This window comes from Pseudomonas sp. GW823-FHT02C02 (assembly GCF_058797635.1).
Genome location: NZ_JBXAJV010000006.1, coordinates 295,631 through 313,173, shown reverse-complemented (window position 1 = coordinate 313,173; position 17,543 = coordinate 295,631). Strand labels below are relative to the sequence as shown.

Sequence of the window (17,543 nt, the reverse complement as noted above, 5' to 3'; positions counted from 1 at the left end):
AAAGCTTTGTTTTATTGTTGTTATCAAGCGTGTTGCAGTGCAGCGAGCGGGAGGCCTGACCGCCCGCTGCGTCTGCCGATCAGCCGCGTTGCGGCACACCTTTCTGCCCAGCCTTGCGGTTGGGGGCCATGCCGTTGGCCAACAGCGTTTCTTCGATGCTCTGGTACTGCACGCCGATGCGGTAGATCTCACGGGCTTCTTTGCCGGTGGCGATTTCGCGACCCAGTTCATGGGCGATACGCACGGTCTGCCTGATCTGCGCAACTGAGCCGAAACGATCGCCCTTGTGATCAATGATAGTGTCTTCATTGCCCACTCGCGGGTGCAGACCCATGGCCATCGACATGGTGTTGAACGGCATGACGTTCTTGAGCAGCGACTCGGAGGTCAGGGTGCAACCGTCCGGCGCGCGGTGGATGAAGTTGAAGAAGTTGAACGGATTGGGGCCATCGAAACCGCCGCCAATGCCGATCCAGGTCAGGTTCAACGGGCCCTTGTAGACGCCCCTGCGCACCAGACGCTCGAGGGTTTCCATCGCGTGCATGCCGGTCAGCTGGAAGTGCGGCTGGATGCCGTTGTCCATCAGACGCTTGAGGTGTTCGGCGACCCAGGCCGGACCTGCCGGAACGGTCATTTCGCTGTAGGCGGCCTGAAACAGGGGATTGGCCAGGGACGTGCCTTCCAGGTATTGCGGATACAGCAGCTCCATGATGTTCATCTGGGTGGTGTTGATAGCCACCGTGACCTGATCCGGTTTTGGCGTCAGCTCGGCCAGCATGTGTCGCGTATCGTCAGACAGCCACTTGGCGGCTTCGCCATCGCTTTCCGGCGCGAAGGAAATCGAACCACCGACCTGGATGATCATGTCCGGCACGGCTTCACGCACACCGGCGATCAATTCGTTGAATTTGGACAGGCGCTTGGAACCCTTGCCGTCCAGCTCGCGCACGTGCAAGTGCAAGACGGTGGCCCCGGCCTCATAACATTCGACCGCTTTTTGCACCTGTTCATCCATGGTCAGCGGGATGTCTTCGGGGAAGTCTTCCGGCATCCATTCCGGGCCGTACGGGGCCACGGTGATGACCACCTTTTCCATGTTTTCCGGGTGCAGGGAATCGTCAAAAAATTGCATGAGTTACTCCTGTTCTTATGATTGTCGCGCCCACCCGGGATCATGCCGGGCAGACGCGTTTACGAGTGCGAATGCAGAAGGGGTTGATCAGTAGGTCTTGTCGCCGATGATTCCGGCACGCTCCATCTTGCGATGGCACGGCGGATAATCCATGACGGCGTAGTGCTGGGTGCTGCGGTTGTCCCAGATGGCGATGCTGTTGGGCTTCCAGCGCCAGCGCACCTGATACTCGGGGATGTAGGCCTGGCTGATCAGGTAGCGCAGCAACTCGCTCGCGCCAGGGTTGGCGTCCTGGCCGAAGCGCACCCGCTCGGGGGTGTGGTAGTTGCTCAAGTGCGTCGTGAAGGCGTTGACGAACAGCACCTTTTCCCCGGTTTCCGGGTGGGTGCGAACCACCGGGTGTTCGGCATCGGGATACATCGCCTTGAGCGCCAGACGCTTTTCGATTGGCATGGCAGCACCGAAACTCGCTTCGATGCTGTGGCGGGCGCGCAGGTCGGCAATTTTCACCTTCACGTCCTCCGGCAAACGCGCGTAAGCCTCGACCATGTTGGCCCACATGGTGTCGCCGCCCACCGGCGGGCACTCTACGCAGCGCAACACGCAGCCCATCGGCGGCGCCTCGCGCCAGGTCGCGTCGGTGTGCCAGGCGTTTTCGTAGCGGTCCATCGGCTGGTCCGGATTCTTGTAGATGCGCACCAGCCCGGGATAATCCGGATCGCTGCCGGCCACCGGATGGTCCTCCAACTCACCGAAGCGGCGGGCGAAGGCCACGTGCTCGGCGCGAGTGATGTCCTGATCGCGCAGGAACACCACCCGATGCTTGAGCAACTGAGCACGAATCTCGCAAAAAAGACCGTCGTCATGGACCGCGTCGGCAAGATTGACGCCGATCAGTTCGGCGCCAATGCTGCAGGTCAATTGTTCGACTTTCATGGCAGATCGCTCCTTAGATGACGAAAATCGACGAGCCCGTCGTTTTGCGTGACTCAAGGTCGCGATGGGCCTGTACGGCGTCCTCCAACGCATAATGCTGGTTGATCTCGATCTTGATCCGACCACTGCCGACATGGTCGAACAGCTCGCCGGCCAGGGCAGCTTTCTCTGCCGGATCGGCGATGTAGTCGGCCAGCGCCGGACGGGTCAGGAACAGTGAGCCCTTCATCGCCAGCATCACCGGGTCGAAAGCCGGAATCGGACCGGATGCGGTGCCAACGCAGACCATCAGGCCCCGACGCTTGAGCGAATCCAGTGATCCCATGAAGGTGTTTTTGCCAACGCTGTCGAACACCACGTTGACTCCCACGCCGGCAGTCAGCTCGCGCACGCGCTGGGCGACATTTTCGTGGCTGTAATTGATGACATGGTCGCAGCCATGGGCCAGGGCAATTTCACCCTTGACCTCGGTGGACACAGTGCCGATGACGGTCAGGCCGAGCAGCTTGGCCCACTGTGAAACGATCAGCCCCACGCCACCGGCAGCGGCGTGCAGCAGAATGCTGTCGCCGGCCTTGAAATCATAAATGCGCCGCATCAGGTACGACGACGTCAGGCCACGCATGGTCATGGCGGCGGCCGTCTCGAAACTGATGGTTTCCGGCAGCTTGATCAGCGGCGCGGCAGCAATCAGTCGTTCGGTACTGTAGGCGCCCAAGGTATTGAGAAATCCGGTGTAGGTGACGCGATCCCCCACCTGAACGTTAGTCACACCCTCGCCGATGGCCTGGACCACACCGGACGCTTCAACCCCCATGCCGTTGGGCATCGGGATCGGGTAAGTGCCATTACGAAAATAGGTGTCGGCATAGTTCAGGCCGACCGCCACATGACGAAGACGGACCTGGCCCGGACCGGGTTCGCCGACATCGACCTCTTCATAACAAAGAACGTCGGGACCACCGGTTTCGTAGAAGCGTACGGCTTTGGCCATTTTTTCTTATTCTCCAGTCTGTGCAGCGTCGATTTACGCTGATTGGACTGTAGGACGCCGCCTGGCCAGCTGCTTTTCATCAGACGACAATGGCTTTTCATTTCATGACAATTGGCCCCTGGCGCGCCCTTCTTCGCAAACCCGGTCAGCGCCATAGCGCAATTCAATTGACGCGCCACGGCCGGCTGTATGGGCTCTCACACTCAAAACCCGGACACAAAAAACCCCGCACTCTGGCGGGGTTCGCAAACAGCAGGTGACTTACCAGGTACCCGTGCCACAAGGATTTTCTTTTGAAGCATAAGGCTTGGTCAATTTGCTGAATCCTTTGGCCGGGATTGAACTAGTCAAGCCTTCAGCCCTCAATTCAATCGTTTTTGCCTTGCGCATTGCAGCCCAGAACGCAGGAAAGTTACTGGAACAGGCGTTGCACTCAACGTAAAACGGATTGCTGTACTCGACGCCGTCAACGATGACGTCGAAACCGCCTTTATCGTTGTGCGAGTAGAACGGCTTGCCCGAAATAGTGGCCGAACCACTTACCGGACTCATCTCGTCATTTTCGTCACAGGCGAAGTTCAGATAACTCTTAGCTTCATCGCCGGCAAAAAACTCAGTCTTCCCTTGGCCCCAGCCAGATTGCCACTCGTTGGTCGCGGCTGTCGCTGAAGCGCACGCCATAGAAAGCACAATCGCAAATGCAGCTTTGTTCATATCCATATCCCTATCACGCCATGATGGCCAAATAATGCCAAAGCGATGGTACACGGATATCTGGATAAAACTGAATTACACAAACCAAAAAGCCCGACGCAGTGGCCGGGCTTATCAACTTTCAATCGACTTAAGGCTTGGGATGCTCGCTCGATACTGAATTATTGGCATCCACATCGGCCATTTCTTCATCGACAGGCGCCTCGTCGCCCCCTGGCAGCGGAACCTCAGGTTCATTCTCCTTTGGATCATGGCCTGTTTCGTTATCAGTCCCGCCCGTGACGCCCTGTTGGGATTTGTTTCCTGGGGCATTTTCATCAATGTCCATGCTGGCTCTCCGTTCTGATGCACGGGATGTCGGTGCATGAACATCAGAGAGAAGCCAAGCCTTGCTAGTGCCGGGCACTGGACGAACGGCAGTGTGAACTCGGATACAAAAGCAGACCGCCGGCATAACAAGCCCGAAAAGTCATAACCCGACCTTTTCACCTGCGTCTCACGCTATAGAGGCAGAGGTCGACCTTGCACAACGCGTTTCATGACAAGCGTTGAGGTTAACCGTTGAACGGTGGGCCCTGACTCCCATTTCGGAGGCTATGCGCAGCGTTTCCGGTTGATCGAGATAGCCACCCTGGAGGCGCCCCTGAATCGGTCTTTCAGCACCACATCCTTGAAAAATTTTTCTGCGTGCAACTGATCGAAGTCAAACCCGGTCAACGCACAGCGGATACCATAAAACCTGACCTTAACGCTAAGGATTGAGGGCTCTCCATGGACCTCGTACTGAAGCTATTCAATGGCGGAGCCGGCAGTCTGGCTTCCTACTTGGCAGCCCACGTCCTTCTTTGCCTGTTGCCGGCGTTTTTTATCGCCGGGGCCATGACAGCACTTATTCCTAAAGCCAGCATCACTCACTGGCTAGGTCGACATGCACCTGTTTACGTTTCCTACCCTGCGGCGGCACTAGCCGGGTCACTGATTGCCGTCTGCTCATGCACAATTGTTCCTTTGTTCGCGGGCGTTTACCGCAAAGGAGCAGGTATCGGCCCGGCGATCACCTTCCTGTTTTTTGCTCCCGCAGGAAACATCATGGCCTTGGCCTATACCGGCAATATTCTGGGAGCGGAGTTTGCAATCGCCCGTCTGATCCTCTGCCTGATCTTCGGCATCGGTATTGGCTTGCTGATGGCTACCCTATTCTGGAAAGACGACCTGACCCACGACGCACAGGCGGATGCCCTGTTCGCAGAGAAGGCCAGCGTTTCCGGGCCTGCACTGGGCGTACTGCTATCTTTGGTGGCCTTGCTGATTGCGGGCACCTTGAAACTGTGGCCCCTGACCGCAGATCTGATCAGTTTCAAAGTCCCGCTTTTCTGGCCCCAGGCGTGGCAGGACACCTTGTTTGACTGGGTTCCATACGACGCCAGTAAAGGAGAAGAAGGCGTGAGCTTCCAAGGGTCTGTTCTCATCGCCCTACTCCTGATGATTGCCGCCACGGCCAAACGTGGTCTGGATAACATCACTGAAGGTGCCAACAACTGGACATGGGTTGCGCTGGGTCTGACCGCTAGTACCTTGCTGATCGCGTCAATGCGACTGACGCCAGAACCTGGCACATTAGCCTTTACCTTCACGGGTCGTGTATTCGGTGTCGCATTGACCATGCTGTCTGTTGGGTACTTTGCCCGAAAACTGCCAGCCGAAGACTGGCAAGGCTGGCTATGGGAAGCCTGGCGCTTCGTCAAGCAGATATTTGTTGTGCTGGTGGTGGGTGTATTCATTGTCGGCATGGTTCGCCAGGTGATTCAACCCGAGTGGATTGAAAGCCTTGCAGGCAGCAACACAGTGATCGCCAATGCCATAGCGGTAGGGTTCGGCGTGTTCATGTACTTCCCAACCCTGGTAGAAGTGCCCGTCGCCCGCATGTTCCTTGATCTCGGCATGCATCCTGGTCCGCTCTTGGCCTACTTGATGGCGGATCCTGAACTTAGCTTGCAGAGCATGCTCATGGTGGCGGCGGTGATTGGTCGCAAGAAGACCGCAGCCTATGTTGGGTTAGTCGCTTCGTTCAGCATCGTGGCAGGCCTGCTATTTGGTGCCTGGGTCGACGGCACCGGCTGGCTTACCCTTGGTGCAGGAATGGCGGCCTCACTGGCCATAACCGCTGCAATTTACCAGTTGATACGTTATCAGCGTAAACAAACAGCAAGCTGACTTACACACTAAGGAGCTTCCAATGCTGAACATCAAAATCCTCGGTTCAGGGTGCGCCAACTGCAAGAAGCTTGAGGCTGTAGCCCGTCAAGCCACGCAGAATCTAAATATCCAGGCCGAATTCGAAAAGATCACCGACATGGGCAAGATGATGACTTATGACATCCTCGCCACGCCGGCTCTGGTGATCAACGAGAAGGTTGTAAGCAGCGGGAAGATTCCGACTGTTGCGGATATCCAGGGCTGGATTTCGACTGCGCAATGATGCGCTGAAGGAGGATATCCCTCATCCCCCTGGTTATTGCGCCACTCACCTGTAAATCATGTCCCTTCAATCGTCTTGTCCATACCGGACGGACGCTTGGAGGGTGTCTCGCCTTTATCACAAGCGCTCAATGCGAACGCTGCAATCACCACGAAAGACAGTGCGGGGATGTGGATAAATTGCCCATGGCGTACCTCCGACAGCTGCTGATTCAGGCTCTACCCCCCCAAACGCACATAGCGCGAAGAGGCTCATCGGCCTGACAGTTTCATATCGCCTCGGCATGCCTTGGCAGCCCGATAGAAATCAGTGCTGCGAGCAGAACGAATGCGCTCGATATCCACAAGCACGCTTGCAGCCCATACACCTGATAAACCCACCCGGACAGTACTGTACCTATCAGCCTTCCCATCGCATTCGACATGTAATAAAACCCCACATCCAGCGACACGCCATCTTCCTTGGCATAGGACACGATCAAGTAGCTGTGCAGCGACGAATTCACCGCGAACAGCGCACCAAAGACCATCAATCCGCCGAGTAGCATCATCTGCTGCGACAAAGCCGTGTTAAGCCCGAGAGCAATTGCCGCAGGCAAGCCTGCCAGTGCAAGGGCCCACAGAAATGCCGCACGACCATCCGGTACGTGGCCGCGTTTCTTGCCAGTGATGTTGGGCGCAAACGACTGCACGATGCCGTAGCCGATCACCCACGCCGCAAGGAAGCCGCCAACTTTCCAGAAGTCCCAGCCGAACACGCTGCTCAGGTACACCGGCAAGGCCACCACAAACCAGACATCACGGGCTCCGAACAAGAACATCCGCGCCGCTGAGAGGATATTGATCGCCCGGCTCTTGGACAGGATGTCGCGAAACTTGGGCTTGGCTTTGGCTTTGCCCAGGTCCTTCTTCAGCAGTATCAAGCTGCTGATCCAGATCAGCGCCAGAACACCCGCCATGGCCAGCAATGCACCTTTGAAGCCGATCAGTGCCAGCAAGGCTCCGCCGAGAAAGAAGCCGACCCCCTTGAGTGCGTTCTTCGAGCCGGTGAGGATTGCCACCCACTGGTAGAGCTTTCCCTGTTGCCCATCCGGAACAAGAAGCTTGATGGAGCTTTTGGCACTCATCTTGTTCAGGTCTTTGGCAATCCCCGACAGCGCCTGTGCGCCCATCACCCATGGGATGGTTAGCCAAGCGACAGGAACCGTCAGCATCAACAGCGCCACGACTTGGATACCCAGGCCGATGTTCATGGTTCGGTTCAGGCCCAGCCGGGCGCCGAGGTAGCCACCCACCAGGTTGGTGATCACGCCAAAGATTTCGTAGAACAGAAACAACGCCGCGATTTGCAATGGGCTGTAGCCCAACGCGTGAAAGTGCAACACCACCAACATGCGCAAGGCACCGTCGGTGAGGGTGAAGGCCCAATAGTTGCCCGTGACGAGCAAGTACTGCCGCACTTCCGGAGCGAGGGCTGACAACGCTTTCATGACCGCTCCTTAGTCCGCCAGACTGGCCAGTCTGGCCAGTTCGACGGCGCGATTGGCATAGCCCCATTCGTTGTCGTACCAGGCATAGATCTTCACTTGAGTACCATTGATCACCATCGTCGACAGTGCATCGATGATCGATGAACGCGGGTCGGTGCGGTAGTCGATGGACACCAACGGACGCTCCTCAAAACCGAGGATGTCTTTCAGCTCGTTCTCGGAGGCGTCCTTGAGGAGTTGATTCACCTCCTCAACAGTGGTGGCACGCTCGACTTCAAAGACGCAGTCGGTCAGCGACGCGTTGGCCAGCGGCACGCGTACGGCGTGGCCGTTTAGGCGCCCACGCAGCTCTGGGAAGATTTCGGCAATCGCGGTGGCCGAGCCGGTGCTGGTTGGAATCAGGCTCATGCCCGAAGCACGCGCACGACGCAGATCCTTGTGCGGTTGATCGAGAATGCTTTGGGTGTTCGTCAGGTCGTGGATAGTGGTGATCGAGCCATGACGAATGCCCAGTTTCTCGTGGATGACTTTCACCACGGGCGCTAGACAGTTTGTGGTGCACGAGGCGGCGGTAACGATGCGATGTTCAGCCGGTTTGAACAACTGATGGTTGACGCCCATGACGACGTTCAACGCCCCTTTTTCCTTCACCGGAGCGCAAACCACCACACGCTTGACGCCCTGATCCAGGTAGGCTTGCAACACCGCCACGGTTTTCATCTTGCCGCTGGCCTCGATCACCAGATCGCAACCCGACCAGTCGGTGTCGGCAATCGCTTTGTTAGCGGTCACCTTGATGCGCTTGCCGCCAATCACCACCTGATCGCCTTCCGCGCTGGCTTCGTGGTGCCAACGACCATGCACCGAGTCGAAGTTCAGCAAGTGTGCATGCGTCGCCGCGTCACCCGCTGGATCGTTGATCTGCACGAATTCGAATTCTGGCCAGCCCCAGGCTGCTCGCAGCGCGAGGCGACCGATCCGACCGAAACCATTGATGCCAACTTTGATAGTCATGTTGTTGTGCTCTGTATCTGTTGTCAGTGGGAGTTCGACTGGGTGTCGAACTGGCCGATGTATTCGATATGGGCAGGATGTTGAATGGCGCGTGGACGCAACGACTGAACATCGCGGATGGCATCGCTAAAGGGCACACCGCTCTCGATCAACCGTTGAGCGGCGACCAAACCGGTACGGCCCGAGCCGCCCTTGCAATGGATGGCGATGGTTTTCCCTTCGGTCAGCCGCTGCGGGGTGAAGATCAATTGGCCATTGAACTGTGCCAAGGGAAGTACGGAATAAGGGTGTTGTTGCACGGTGAAAAATCCTCAGATGGAGCGCTGATTGACACGTTTCATGAGTTCTTCCGCCGACTCTTTGCGCTCGGAATAACGATCAACCAGATAGTCCTGACGGTCGCGAAGCAGCAGCGTGAATTTCACCAACTCTTCCATCACATCCACGATGCGGTCGTAGAACGGAGAAGGTTTCATCCGGCCGTTATCGTCGAACTCCATATAGGCCTTTGGCACGGAGGATTGGTTGGGGATGGTGAACATGCGCATCCAACGTCCCAGCACTCGCAGCTGATTGACCACGTTGAACGACTGCGAGCCACCACACACCTGCATGACGGCGAGGGTTTTGCCCTGGGTCGGGCGTACCGCACCCATTGCGAGTGGCACCCAGTCGATCTGCGCCTTGAAGACCGCGCTCATGGAACCGTGACGCTCCGGGGAACACCAGACCTGCCCTTCCGACCACAACATCAGCTCGCGTAACTCCTTCACGCGCGGATGGTTGTCGGGGGCGTCATCTGGCAGCGGCAAACCGGACGGATTGAAAATCCGCGCCTCGGCGCCGAAGTGCTCCAGCAGTCGAGCGGCCTCCTCTACCATCAGGCGACTGAAGGAGCGCTCACGGGTCGATCCGTACAGCAGCAAAATGCGCGGCTTGTGGATGGAGGTCTTCTCGATGCCCAGCTTGTCAGCCGATGGAAGATCAACCAGGTCGGTATCAAGTTGGGGGATGTCGTCTTCAAACATAGTCTTTGTCCTGCGCAACAGCGCTCTTGGAGTCATCGAACCAACGGCACTTCAACCAGATATCGGTCCAGGAAGGAAAGTCGGTTTTTACTCATGGTCATTGTTCCTGTGGTTACAGCCTGCCAATCAGGTCCAGTTCTGCCTTGAGCTGTTCGGCACTCAGTCGGGCAAGCGGTAAAGCCAAGAAAGCTTCAATACGGGTTTTGATCTGCTCCAAGGTGGCTTCAAAAGCCGCCCCGATCTCTTCTTGCGTCCCGTGGTATTCCGAAGGGTCAGCCAACCCCCAGTGCGCCTTGGTGGCCGGTCCGAAAAATACCGGACACGCCTCACCGGCAGCCTTGTCGCACACCGTGATGACGAAATCAGGTGCCAAATTCACATGGACATCGCTGGACTTACTGAACAGCCCGAGCGTCGACATACCAGCGTTTTCCAAAGTTTTGAGACTCAGCGGATGCACGTCGCCTTTGGGTTGACTGCCCGCGCTGTAGGCTTTCATGCCTTGCGGTGCCAAGTGATTGAAAACCGCCTCACAAAGGATGCTGCGACAGCTATTGGCCGTGCAGAGGAACAGGATTTTCATCGAGTGATCTCATAGTCAAAGACGGAATCAGGCGATTTTGCTTTCACAGCACACGGCTGCCCGTTCAGGACGGTCACCCATTTCATCAAGGCGTTTGGCATCAGGGCTCAACCAGTGTTTGTTGCTTTCCAGCACGGTGGTCAGCACTTGATGAACCCAATCAGGGAGATTCGGGTGAAGTCGGTAATACACCCATTGGCCTTGCCGACGGTCCGACAACAGCCCGCAAGTACGCAGTTGCGCCAGGTGCCTGGAGATTTTTGGCTGACTCTCGTTCAACGCGCAGGTCAGCTCGCAAACACAAAGCTCTCCTTCACGGGTGATGAGCATCATCGTGCGGACCCGAGTGTCGTCAGCAAGGCATTTGAAAACAGTGGTCGGTGTCAGATGGTCAGCCATATCGTTTTCTCAGTGCTTGTTTTTGACCAAGACGAACATCTTGATGCGCTCATGAATTTCGTGAAGGGTGTGACGGAAGGCATCGGGTTTGGTGCTGGTGACCGGGTCTTCAAAACTCCAGGCCAATGCCTCACCCGCTCCAGGTAAAGACCGGCATTGCGCAGCGGATTTATCACACAAGGTGATGACGTAATCGAAACGCTCACCACGGAACTCGTCTATCGACTTGCTACGTAATCCTTCGGTGCTCACACCGATGTGTGAAAGCACCTCGAAGGTGCGCGGATCTACCTGAGTTGGAGTTGTGCCGGCGCTGAACGCCTCGAAATGCTCCGAATCGGTATGCCTCAGCAACGCCTGGGCCAACTGGGAGCGTGCAGCGTTGGCAGTACAGACAAACAGAACACGGGCTTTGCTGGTCATTGTGAAGCCTCAGCTCATATGCGGTTTAACAAATATATGTTTTCCCGTATGTAAGGTAAAGAGCCAACGAACATTAATCCATCAAAACGATAGGACGCCGCCGAGCACCTTCAATGAAAGCTTTGTATCAAGGCGCTAGCCAGCCTTCCGTGCCTCTTAAAATATCTGCGACGATGTATATATGGTTTCTGTAATGAATCTGTCACTCACGCAGAAATAGGTCGCCCTTGGTTCAAGGACTACCTGGACGTGCAAAAGAAAATAGGAAGGTCGCCCCTATGCCGCCCCGGTCATCGAGGGCGGGTCAGGTTGATGCGCACTAGCCTTTGCAGCAAACCGGCGAGGTACGCTTTGAGTTGCGGGATCAAGTGCGATACGCAACTCGGCGAGCAGGCTCCTGCCAGGTCGGAATCCAGTCGCCACAATGATTGGGTCCACAGGTGGAAGTATCTGGCCTCCCGCCTTCACAACCAACCCTTGGCCATTGCCTACAACCTGATCGATAGCGATGTTTTTAAACAGCTCGATCACGCCGCCATTCAGCAATTGGCGAGTCTTCAGGCCGAGCTTTCCGCGCTCTTCCAATTGATCATTCGCACCACCACCCAGAATGCGCTCAAGAGAATGTGAGTTAGCAGCGGATTTGGCACCGACCAGGACCTTGCAAGAGATTCCGAACTGACCGCTAGAAGCCGCGGCCGACGGATCTTTCGAGGGTTCAGCGGCACTCAATCGGTGCCAACTACCTGCAAAATGGTTTGTCACCAAACCAGCAAGAAATCGGGTCAATTTGAGGTCTGTTTGGCACTGCGGTTTGGGCCCAAAAACGTCGAATTTGGAGGTATGAGTCAGGCTCTCGGAAGCGATGGTTTGATTCCAAATCGGCCCCTGGGCCTTGTGATCAAAGGGCTCGGCCGGCGACTAGAGACCTTCCACAGACCTGGCGATTGCCCAACCACCCTCCCCGCCCCCCCCGCGCTCTGTTCCGTTTCCCTAGCGCACAATCGAAAGTCCGGCTTTCGCTGCTTCCGCTTGTCTTCAAAGGCACGGCCCGCGTGACGTACGGCCGGTTTCGATGATTTGGGATGGTGACCTTTAAGAACGAAGAATCGGAACTGAGCTTCCAGGGTTTAGCGTCGCGGAGCGGGTGAGGGAAAACGCCCTAATTGCCCGGAAACAAGGCGTTAGGCAAGACCATCTGGCATGCGAAAAAGCTGAGAAAGGAAGAGAAATATCAAACAGTATTGGTGCCAAAGGCAGCGCGAAAAAGGGCCAAAAACGGCGTGAACTCACAGTATCCTGCTTCGAAATCCTCAGTGGGGCAAAAAGTGGGGCAAAAATCAGCTCCGTGAAAAAACGATGAAGCATAAAAAAATCCAGTCACCGCTAAGTGACTGGATTTCTTAAAAATAAATGGTCGGGACGGAGTGATTCGAACACTCGACCCCTAGCACCCCATGCTAGTGCGCTACCGGACTGCGCTACGCCCCGACTAGGCGTGAAACTCGTTCCTCTTCTCGAAGAACGCTCAAGAATATATCGCAAGCTTTTGAAAACTGGAAGTATTCAAATGCAGGAAATTATTTCTTGAGGACAACCAACACATCTTCCAACTCAGCAATCATCTGCCGAATCATCTGTTTGTATTGGGTGGTGTCGTCTTTGGCTTCATCGCCGGACAAACGCAAGCGCGCGCCGCCGATGGTGAACCCTTGATCATAAAGAAGCGCGCGGATCTGCCGGATCATCAGCACGTCTTGTCGCTGATAATACCGGCGGTTTCCGCGGCGTTTGACGGGGTTGAGTTGAGGAAACTCCTGCTCCCAATAGCGCAGCACGTGCGGTTTTACCGCACACAGCTCGCTGACTTCACCAATGGTGAAGTAGCGTTTGCCTGGGATGACGGGTAGCTCGTCGTTATGACTTGGTTCCAGCATAAGCCTCAACTCGGGCCTTCAACTTCTGCCCTGGACGAAAGGTGACCACACGGCGAGCCGTGATCGGGATTTCTTCACCCGTTTTCGGATTGCGGCCAGGCCGCTGGCGTTTGTCCCGAAGGTCGAAATTGCCGAAACCGGACAATTTGACTTGTTCGTTGTCTTCAAGAGCGTGCCTGATTTCTTCAAAAAACAGTTCGACCAATTCCTTGGCCTCCCGTTTATTCAGGCCCAGCTCTTCATACAGACGTTCCGCCATCTCAGCTTTCGTCAGAGCCCCCATACGTCACTTCCTTAACGTGGCGTTCAACCTTTGTTCGAGCGAGGTGAGGATGTTTTGCGTCGTGGTATTCACCTCATCGTCATTAAGAGTGCGCGATGGATGCTGCCAGGTCAAGCCGACTGCAAGGCTTTTTCTATCAGGATCAATGCCTTTACCCTGATACACGTCAAATAGCCTGAGGTCTGTGAGCCATTCGCCTGCATTTTCACGGATTACATCCAGTACGGCACTGGCCGCAACGTCTGTGGACGCAATCAGTGCCAGGTCACGACGCACTTCAGGAAAGCGTGATAACTCCTGGAATTTTGGCATTTTTCCCAATGCCACTTCGGCCAGAACCAGCTCGAAGACGAAAACCGGACGGTCGAGACCGAGGGTTTTTGACAATTCAGGGTGGATAGCGCCGACGAACCCAACCAGGCGACCTTCTCGTTCGATGCGTGCGGTTTGACCCGGGTGCAACGCAGGGTGTTTGCCCGGCACGAAAGTGAACGAATCCAGTGCACCGGCAAAGCCCAGCACCGCTTCCACGTCGGCTTTGACGTCGAAGAAATCCACGACATCGCGACCCTGAGCCCAGCCTTCGGGCAGACGGCTACCGCAAACAACACCCGCAATCATCGGCTCTTGCTTCAGGCCTTCCAGCTGACCGACAAAACGCAGGCCGCTTTCGAACAGACGGACGCGATCCTGTTGACGGTTCAGGTTGTGCTGAAGTGCCTTGACCAGACCGGGCCACAAGGACGAGCGCATGGCCGCCATGTCGTTCGAGATCGGGTTGGCCAGCAGCAGCGGCTCGACACCCGGATTAAACAACTCGAATTGTTTCGGATCGATGAAACTGTAGGTGATCGCTTCCTGATAACCACGCGCCACCAGCAGGCGACGCAGTTCAGGCAGATCGCTACGCGCTTCGGCTTTGGCTTGCGGTGCCAGGCGAGCTTGCGGGTAGCGAACCGGCAGACGGTTGTAGCCGTACAGACGGGCCAGCTCTTCGATCAGATCGACTTCCAGGCTGATGTCGAAGCGGTGGCTTGGCACTTCAACGCGCCACTGCCCTGCTCCATCTGAAGCAATCTTCAGGCCCAGGCCGCTGAGCAGACGCTCGACTTCGGCCGACTCCATTTCCATGCCCAGCATCTGAGTGATGCGCTGCGCACGCAGGGTGACCGGAGCAATCTTCGGCAGGTGCTGTTCGCTGACGGTTTCGATGATCGGGCCAGCTTCGCCGCCAGTGATTTCCAACAGCAGGCCAGTGGCGCGCTCCATGGCTTCACGGGCCAATTGCCAATCCACGCCACGCTCGTAGCGGTGCGAAGCATCAGTGTGCAGGCCGTAAGAACGAGCCTTGCCAGCGACGGCAATCTGATCGAAGAACGCACTTTCCAGGAATACATCACGCGTGGTCGCGGTGTTGACGCCACTGTGCTCGCCCCCCATGACGCCGGCGATGGCCAAGGCGCGGGTATGGTCGGCAATCACCAGCGTATCGCTACGCAGGCTGACTTCCTGGCCGTCGAGCAGTACCAGCTTCTCGCCTTCTTCGGCCATGCGCACGCGGATGCCGCCATTGATTTCAGCGAGATCGAACGCGTGCAGCGGCTGACCCAGCTCAAGCATCACGTAGTTGGTGATGTCCACGGCAGCGTCGATGCTGCGCACGTCGCCACGACGCAAGCGCTCGACCATCCACAGCGGCGTAGGCTTGGACAGATCGACGTTACGGATCACACGACCCAGGTAACGCGGGCAAGCGGCTGGCGCCAGTACTTCGATCGAACGCACTTCGTCATGCACGGCGGGCACAACAGCCACCACCGGACGGGTGACTTCAGCGTCATACAGCGCGCCGACTTCACGGGCCAGACCGGCCAGGGACAGGCAATCGCCGCGGTTCGGGGTCAGGTCAACCTCGATGCTGGCATCGTCCAGGCTCAGGTACTCGCGAATATCCAGACCGACCGGCGCATCCGCCGGCAATTCCATCAGGCCATCGTTGCCTTCGCCGACTTGCAGCTCGGCTTGCGAGCACAGCATGCCGTTGGACTCAACGCCACGCAGCTTGGCTTTCTTGATTTTGAAGTCGCCTGGCAGTTCGGCACCGATCATGGCGAACGGGATCTTCAGGCCAGGGCGCACGTTTGGCGCACCGCACACTACCTGGAAGGTCTCCGAGCCATTGCTGACCTGGCAAACGCGCAACTTGTCGGCGTCCGGGTGCTGCTCGGTGCTCAGCACCTCACCCACGACCACGCCACTGAATTCACCGGCGGCCAGCGTAACGCTATCGACCTCAAGACCGGCCATCGACAGACGGGCAACCAGCTCGTCGCGACTTACCTGCGGGCTTACCCAGCCACGCAGCCATTGTTCACTGAATTTCATCCTGCTCTCCTAAGAATTCGTTACGACTAGCGAAATTGCGCGAGGAACCGCAAGTCGTTGTCGAAGAACAGACGCAAGTCATTCACGCCGTAACGCAGCATGGCCAGACGCTCAACGCCCATGCCGAAGGCAAAGCCCGAAAACTCTTCCGGGTCGATTCCGGACATGCGCAGCACGTTCGGGTGAACCATCCCGCAGCCCATGACTTCCAGCCAGCCCGTCTGTTTGCAGACGCGGCAGCCTTTGCCGCTGCACATCACGCATTCCATGTCGACTTCAGCGGACGGCTCGGTGAACGGGAAGTACGAAGGACGGAAACGCACGGCCAGCTCTTTTTCGAAGAACACGCGCAGGAACTCTTCGATGGTCCCTTTGAGGTCGGCGAAGTTGATGTCGCGGTCGACCAGCAGGCCTTCGACCTGGTGGAACATCGGCGAGTGGGTGATATCGGAGTCGCTACGGTACACACGGCCTGGGCAGACGATGCGGATCGGTGGTTGTTTCGATTCCATGGTGCGGACCTGTACCGGCGAGGTATGGGTGCGCAGCAACATGTTGGCATTGAAATAGAAAGTGTCATGCATCGACCGGGCCGGGTGATGGCCTGGGATGTTGAGCGCTTCGAAGTTGTGGTAGTCGTCTTCGACCTCAGGACCTTCGGCGATGCCGTAGCCGATGTGGGTGAAGAACTGTTCGATACGTTCCAGAGTACGAGTAACCGGATGCAGACCACCCGAGGTCTGGCCGCGGCCAGGCAGGGTCACGTCAATGGACTCGGCAGACAGTTTGGCGGCCAGATCGGCCTCTTCAAACAGCGCCTTGCGGGCATTGAGAACCTCTGTGACACGCTCCTTGGCAACGTTGATCAGGGCGCCGACTTGCGGACGCTCTTCTGCCGGCAAATTCCCCAGGGTCTTCATCACCTGAGTCAATTCACCCTTCTTGCCAAGGTAGTGAACCCGGATTTGCTCCAGGGCATTGATATCTTCAGCGCTTTGCACAGCCTCTAGTGCTTGAGAGACGAGCGCGTCCAGGTTTTCCATGTACAGACTCCAGATACAAAATAGGGGAAGAGCTTGAAGGCTCTTCCCCTATTTATGACGTTTAACACCTGGCCCCACAGAGGTGAGACCGGGTGACTGTCGGGGGTACTTAAGCCAAGGTGGCTTTAGCTTTCTCGACAATCGCAGCAAACGCCGCTTTTTCGTTCACTGCCAGATCAGCCAGAACCTTACGGTCGATCTCGATGGACGCTTTTTTCAGGCCGGCGATGAAACGGCTGTAGGACAGACCGTTGATACGTGCACCAGCGTTGATACGAGCGATCCACAGAGCGCGGAACTGACGTTTTTTCTGACGACGGTCACGGTAGGCGTATTGGCCTGCCTTGATTACCGCTTGCTTGGCAACACGGAATACGCGCGAGCGAGCGCCGTAGTAGCCTTTAGCAAGTTTCAGAATTTTTTTGTGACGTTTACGGGCAATGACGCCACGCTTTACACGAGCCATGAGTTACTTCCTCTATTCTTGACTAAAATTAACGAAGGCGCAGCATGCGCTCGACTTTTGCCACGTCAGACGGATGCAGCAAGCTGCTACCGCGCAGTTGACGCTTACGCTTGGTCGACATTTTAGTCAGGATGTGGCTCTTGAAAGCGTGCTTGTGCTTGATACCGTTAGCAGTTTTCAGAAACCGCTTAGCAGCACCACTTTTCGTTTTCATTTTTGGCATGTTCGGATACTCCGC

The 17,543-nt window shown here is 56.6% G+C and carries 20 protein-coding genes, 1 tRNA gene and 1 pseudogene; 2 read left to right on the top strand and 20 right to left on the bottom strand.

Features of this window, described 5'->3' with window-relative positions:
• Positions 1-79: 79 nt before the first annotated feature.
• From AC1ROI_RS13485 to AC1ROI_RS13465, 5 genes are all read right to left on the bottom strand, one after another.
• Positions 80-1,132, bottom strand: coding sequence for a beta-keto acid cleavage family enzyme (locus AC1ROI_RS13485; protein WP_077748120.1), 1,053 nt, complete (start codon positions 1,130-1,132; stop codon positions 80-82).
• Between the two features lie 87 nt (positions 1,133-1,219).
• Positions 1,220-2,068, bottom strand: a complete 849-nt coding sequence (locus tag AC1ROI_RS13480) for a TauD/TfdA dioxygenase family protein (protein WP_102595410.1) — start codon at positions 2,066-2,068, stop codon at positions 1,220-1,222.
• A gap of 13 nt (positions 2,069-2,081) precedes the next feature.
• A complete protein-coding gene (locus tag AC1ROI_RS13475) occupies positions 2,082-3,062 on the bottom strand; it encodes a quinone oxidoreductase family protein (protein WP_010455841.1) in 981 nt (326 codons plus the stop codon).
• A 261-nt stretch (positions 3,063-3,323) separates the two neighbouring features.
• The gene (locus AC1ROI_RS13470) at positions 3,324-3,776 is read right to left on the bottom strand and encodes a YfjT/YkfB family phage-associated protein (RefSeq protein WP_077748117.1); all 453 of its coding nucleotides are present in this window, start codon (positions 3,774-3,776) and stop codon (positions 3,324-3,326) included.
• 130 nt (positions 3,777-3,906) lie between these two features.
• On the bottom strand, positions 3,907-4,104 hold the full coding sequence (locus AC1ROI_RS13465; protein WP_010455843.1) for a hypothetical protein: 198 nt from the start codon (positions 4,102-4,104) through the stop codon (positions 3,907-3,909).
• A gap of 443 nt (positions 4,105-4,547) precedes the next feature.
• Here AC1ROI_RS13465 and AC1ROI_RS13460 point away from each other — a divergent pair, with 443 nt between their 5' ends.
• Positions 4,548-5,990 carry a permease gene (locus AC1ROI_RS13460; RefSeq protein WP_042932728.1) on the top strand — a complete coding sequence of 481 codons (1,443 nt, stop codon included), beginning with the start codon at positions 4,548-4,550 and terminating at the stop codon, positions 5,988-5,990.
• 22 nt (positions 5,991-6,012) lie between these two features.
• Positions 6,013-6,255 carry a thioredoxin family protein gene (locus AC1ROI_RS13455; RefSeq protein ID WP_010455847.1) on the top strand — a complete coding sequence of 81 codons (243 nt, stop codon included), beginning with the start codon at positions 6,013-6,015 and terminating at the stop codon, positions 6,253-6,255.
• Positions 6,256-6,523: 268 nt separating this feature from the next.
• Here AC1ROI_RS13455 and arsJ read toward each other — a convergent pair whose 3' ends face one another.
• The 15 genes and pseudogenes from arsJ to rpmI all read right to left on the bottom strand — a co-directional run bounded on the left by arsJ (position 6,524) and on the right by rpmI (position 17,528).
• Positions 6,524-7,744 (bottom strand): organoarsenical effux MFS transporter ArsJ, encoded by a 1,221-nt coding sequence (arsJ, locus tag AC1ROI_RS13450; RefSeq protein ID WP_077748115.1) that lies wholly within the window; start codon positions 7,742-7,744, stop codon positions 6,524-6,526.
• A gap of 9 nt (positions 7,745-7,753) precedes the next feature.
• On the bottom strand, positions 7,754-8,758 hold the full coding sequence (locus AC1ROI_RS13445; RefSeq protein WP_102595409.1) for an ArsJ-associated glyceraldehyde-3-phosphate dehydrogenase: 1,005 nt from the start codon (positions 8,756-8,758) through the stop codon (positions 7,754-7,756).
• A gap of 23 nt (positions 8,759-8,781) precedes the next feature.
• Positions 8,782-8,976, bottom strand: a pseudogene (locus tag AC1ROI_RS13440) (protein phosphatase); the annotation flags it as partial.
• 93 nt (positions 8,977-9,069) lie between these two features.
• Entirely contained in the window at positions 9,070-9,786 is a 717-nt protein-coding gene (gene arsH / locus AC1ROI_RS13435; protein ID WP_010455860.1) for an arsenical resistance protein ArsH, read from the bottom strand.
• A gap of 112 nt (positions 9,787-9,898) precedes the next feature.
• A complete protein-coding gene (locus AC1ROI_RS13430) occupies positions 9,899-10,369 on the bottom strand; it encodes an arsenate reductase ArsC (RefSeq protein ID WP_102595407.1) in 471 nt (156 codons plus the stop codon).
• A gap of 27 nt (positions 10,370-10,396) precedes the next feature.
• Positions 10,397-10,768 (bottom strand): metalloregulator ArsR/SmtB family transcription factor, encoded by a 372-nt coding sequence (locus tag AC1ROI_RS13425; RefSeq protein ID WP_010455862.1) that lies wholly within the window; start codon positions 10,766-10,768, stop codon positions 10,397-10,399.
• 9 nt (positions 10,769-10,777) lie between these two features.
• A complete protein-coding gene (locus AC1ROI_RS13420; RefSeq protein ID WP_010455863.1) occupies positions 10,778-11,191 on the bottom strand; it encodes an arsenate reductase ArsC in 414 nt (137 codons plus the stop codon).
• 276 nt (positions 11,192-11,467) lie between these two features.
• The gene (locus AC1ROI_RS13415; RefSeq protein ID WP_256580117.1) at positions 11,468-11,980 is read right to left on the bottom strand and encodes an NAD(P)-binding domain-containing protein; all 513 of its coding nucleotides are present in this window, start codon (positions 11,978-11,980) and stop codon (positions 11,468-11,470) included.
• Between the two features lie 625 nt (positions 11,981-12,605).
• Positions 12,606-12,682 (bottom strand) — tRNA-Pro (locus AC1ROI_RS13410).
• Between the two features lie 89 nt (positions 12,683-12,771).
• Positions 12,772-13,128 carry a MerR family transcriptional regulator gene (locus AC1ROI_RS13405; RefSeq protein ID WP_003179985.1) on the bottom strand — a complete coding sequence of 119 codons (357 nt, stop codon included), beginning with the start codon at positions 13,126-13,128 and terminating at the stop codon, positions 12,772-12,774.
• Positions 13,109-13,411, bottom strand: coding sequence for an integration host factor subunit alpha (gene ihfA, locus AC1ROI_RS13400; RefSeq protein ID WP_002553164.1), 303 nt, complete (start codon positions 13,409-13,411; stop codon positions 13,109-13,111). The genes AC1ROI_RS13405 and ihfA overlap by 20 nt, the downstream gene beginning before the upstream one ends.
• Before the next feature lie 3 nt (positions 13,412-13,414).
• Positions 13,415-15,796, bottom strand: a complete 2,382-nt coding sequence (gene pheT, locus AC1ROI_RS13395; RefSeq protein WP_102595449.1) for a phenylalanine--tRNA ligase subunit beta — start codon at positions 15,794-15,796, stop codon at positions 13,415-13,417.
• 26 nt (positions 15,797-15,822) lie between these two features.
• Positions 15,823-16,839: a phenylalanine--tRNA ligase subunit alpha gene (gene pheS, locus AC1ROI_RS13390; RefSeq protein ID WP_007905876.1), complete on the bottom strand. Its 1,017-nt coding sequence runs from the start codon at positions 16,837-16,839 to the stop codon at positions 15,823-15,825.
• Positions 16,840-16,948: 109 nt separating this feature from the next.
• Positions 16,949-17,305, bottom strand: coding sequence for a 50S ribosomal protein L20 (gene rplT / locus AC1ROI_RS13385; RefSeq protein WP_007905879.1), 357 nt, complete (start codon positions 17,303-17,305; stop codon positions 16,949-16,951).
• Positions 17,306-17,333: 28 nt separating this feature from the next.
• Complete coding sequence (gene rpmI / locus AC1ROI_RS13380) at positions 17,334-17,528, bottom strand: 50S ribosomal protein L35 (protein WP_002553160.1); 195 nt, start codon at positions 17,526-17,528, stop codon at positions 17,334-17,336.
• Positions 17,529-17,543 lie beyond the last annotated feature (15 nt).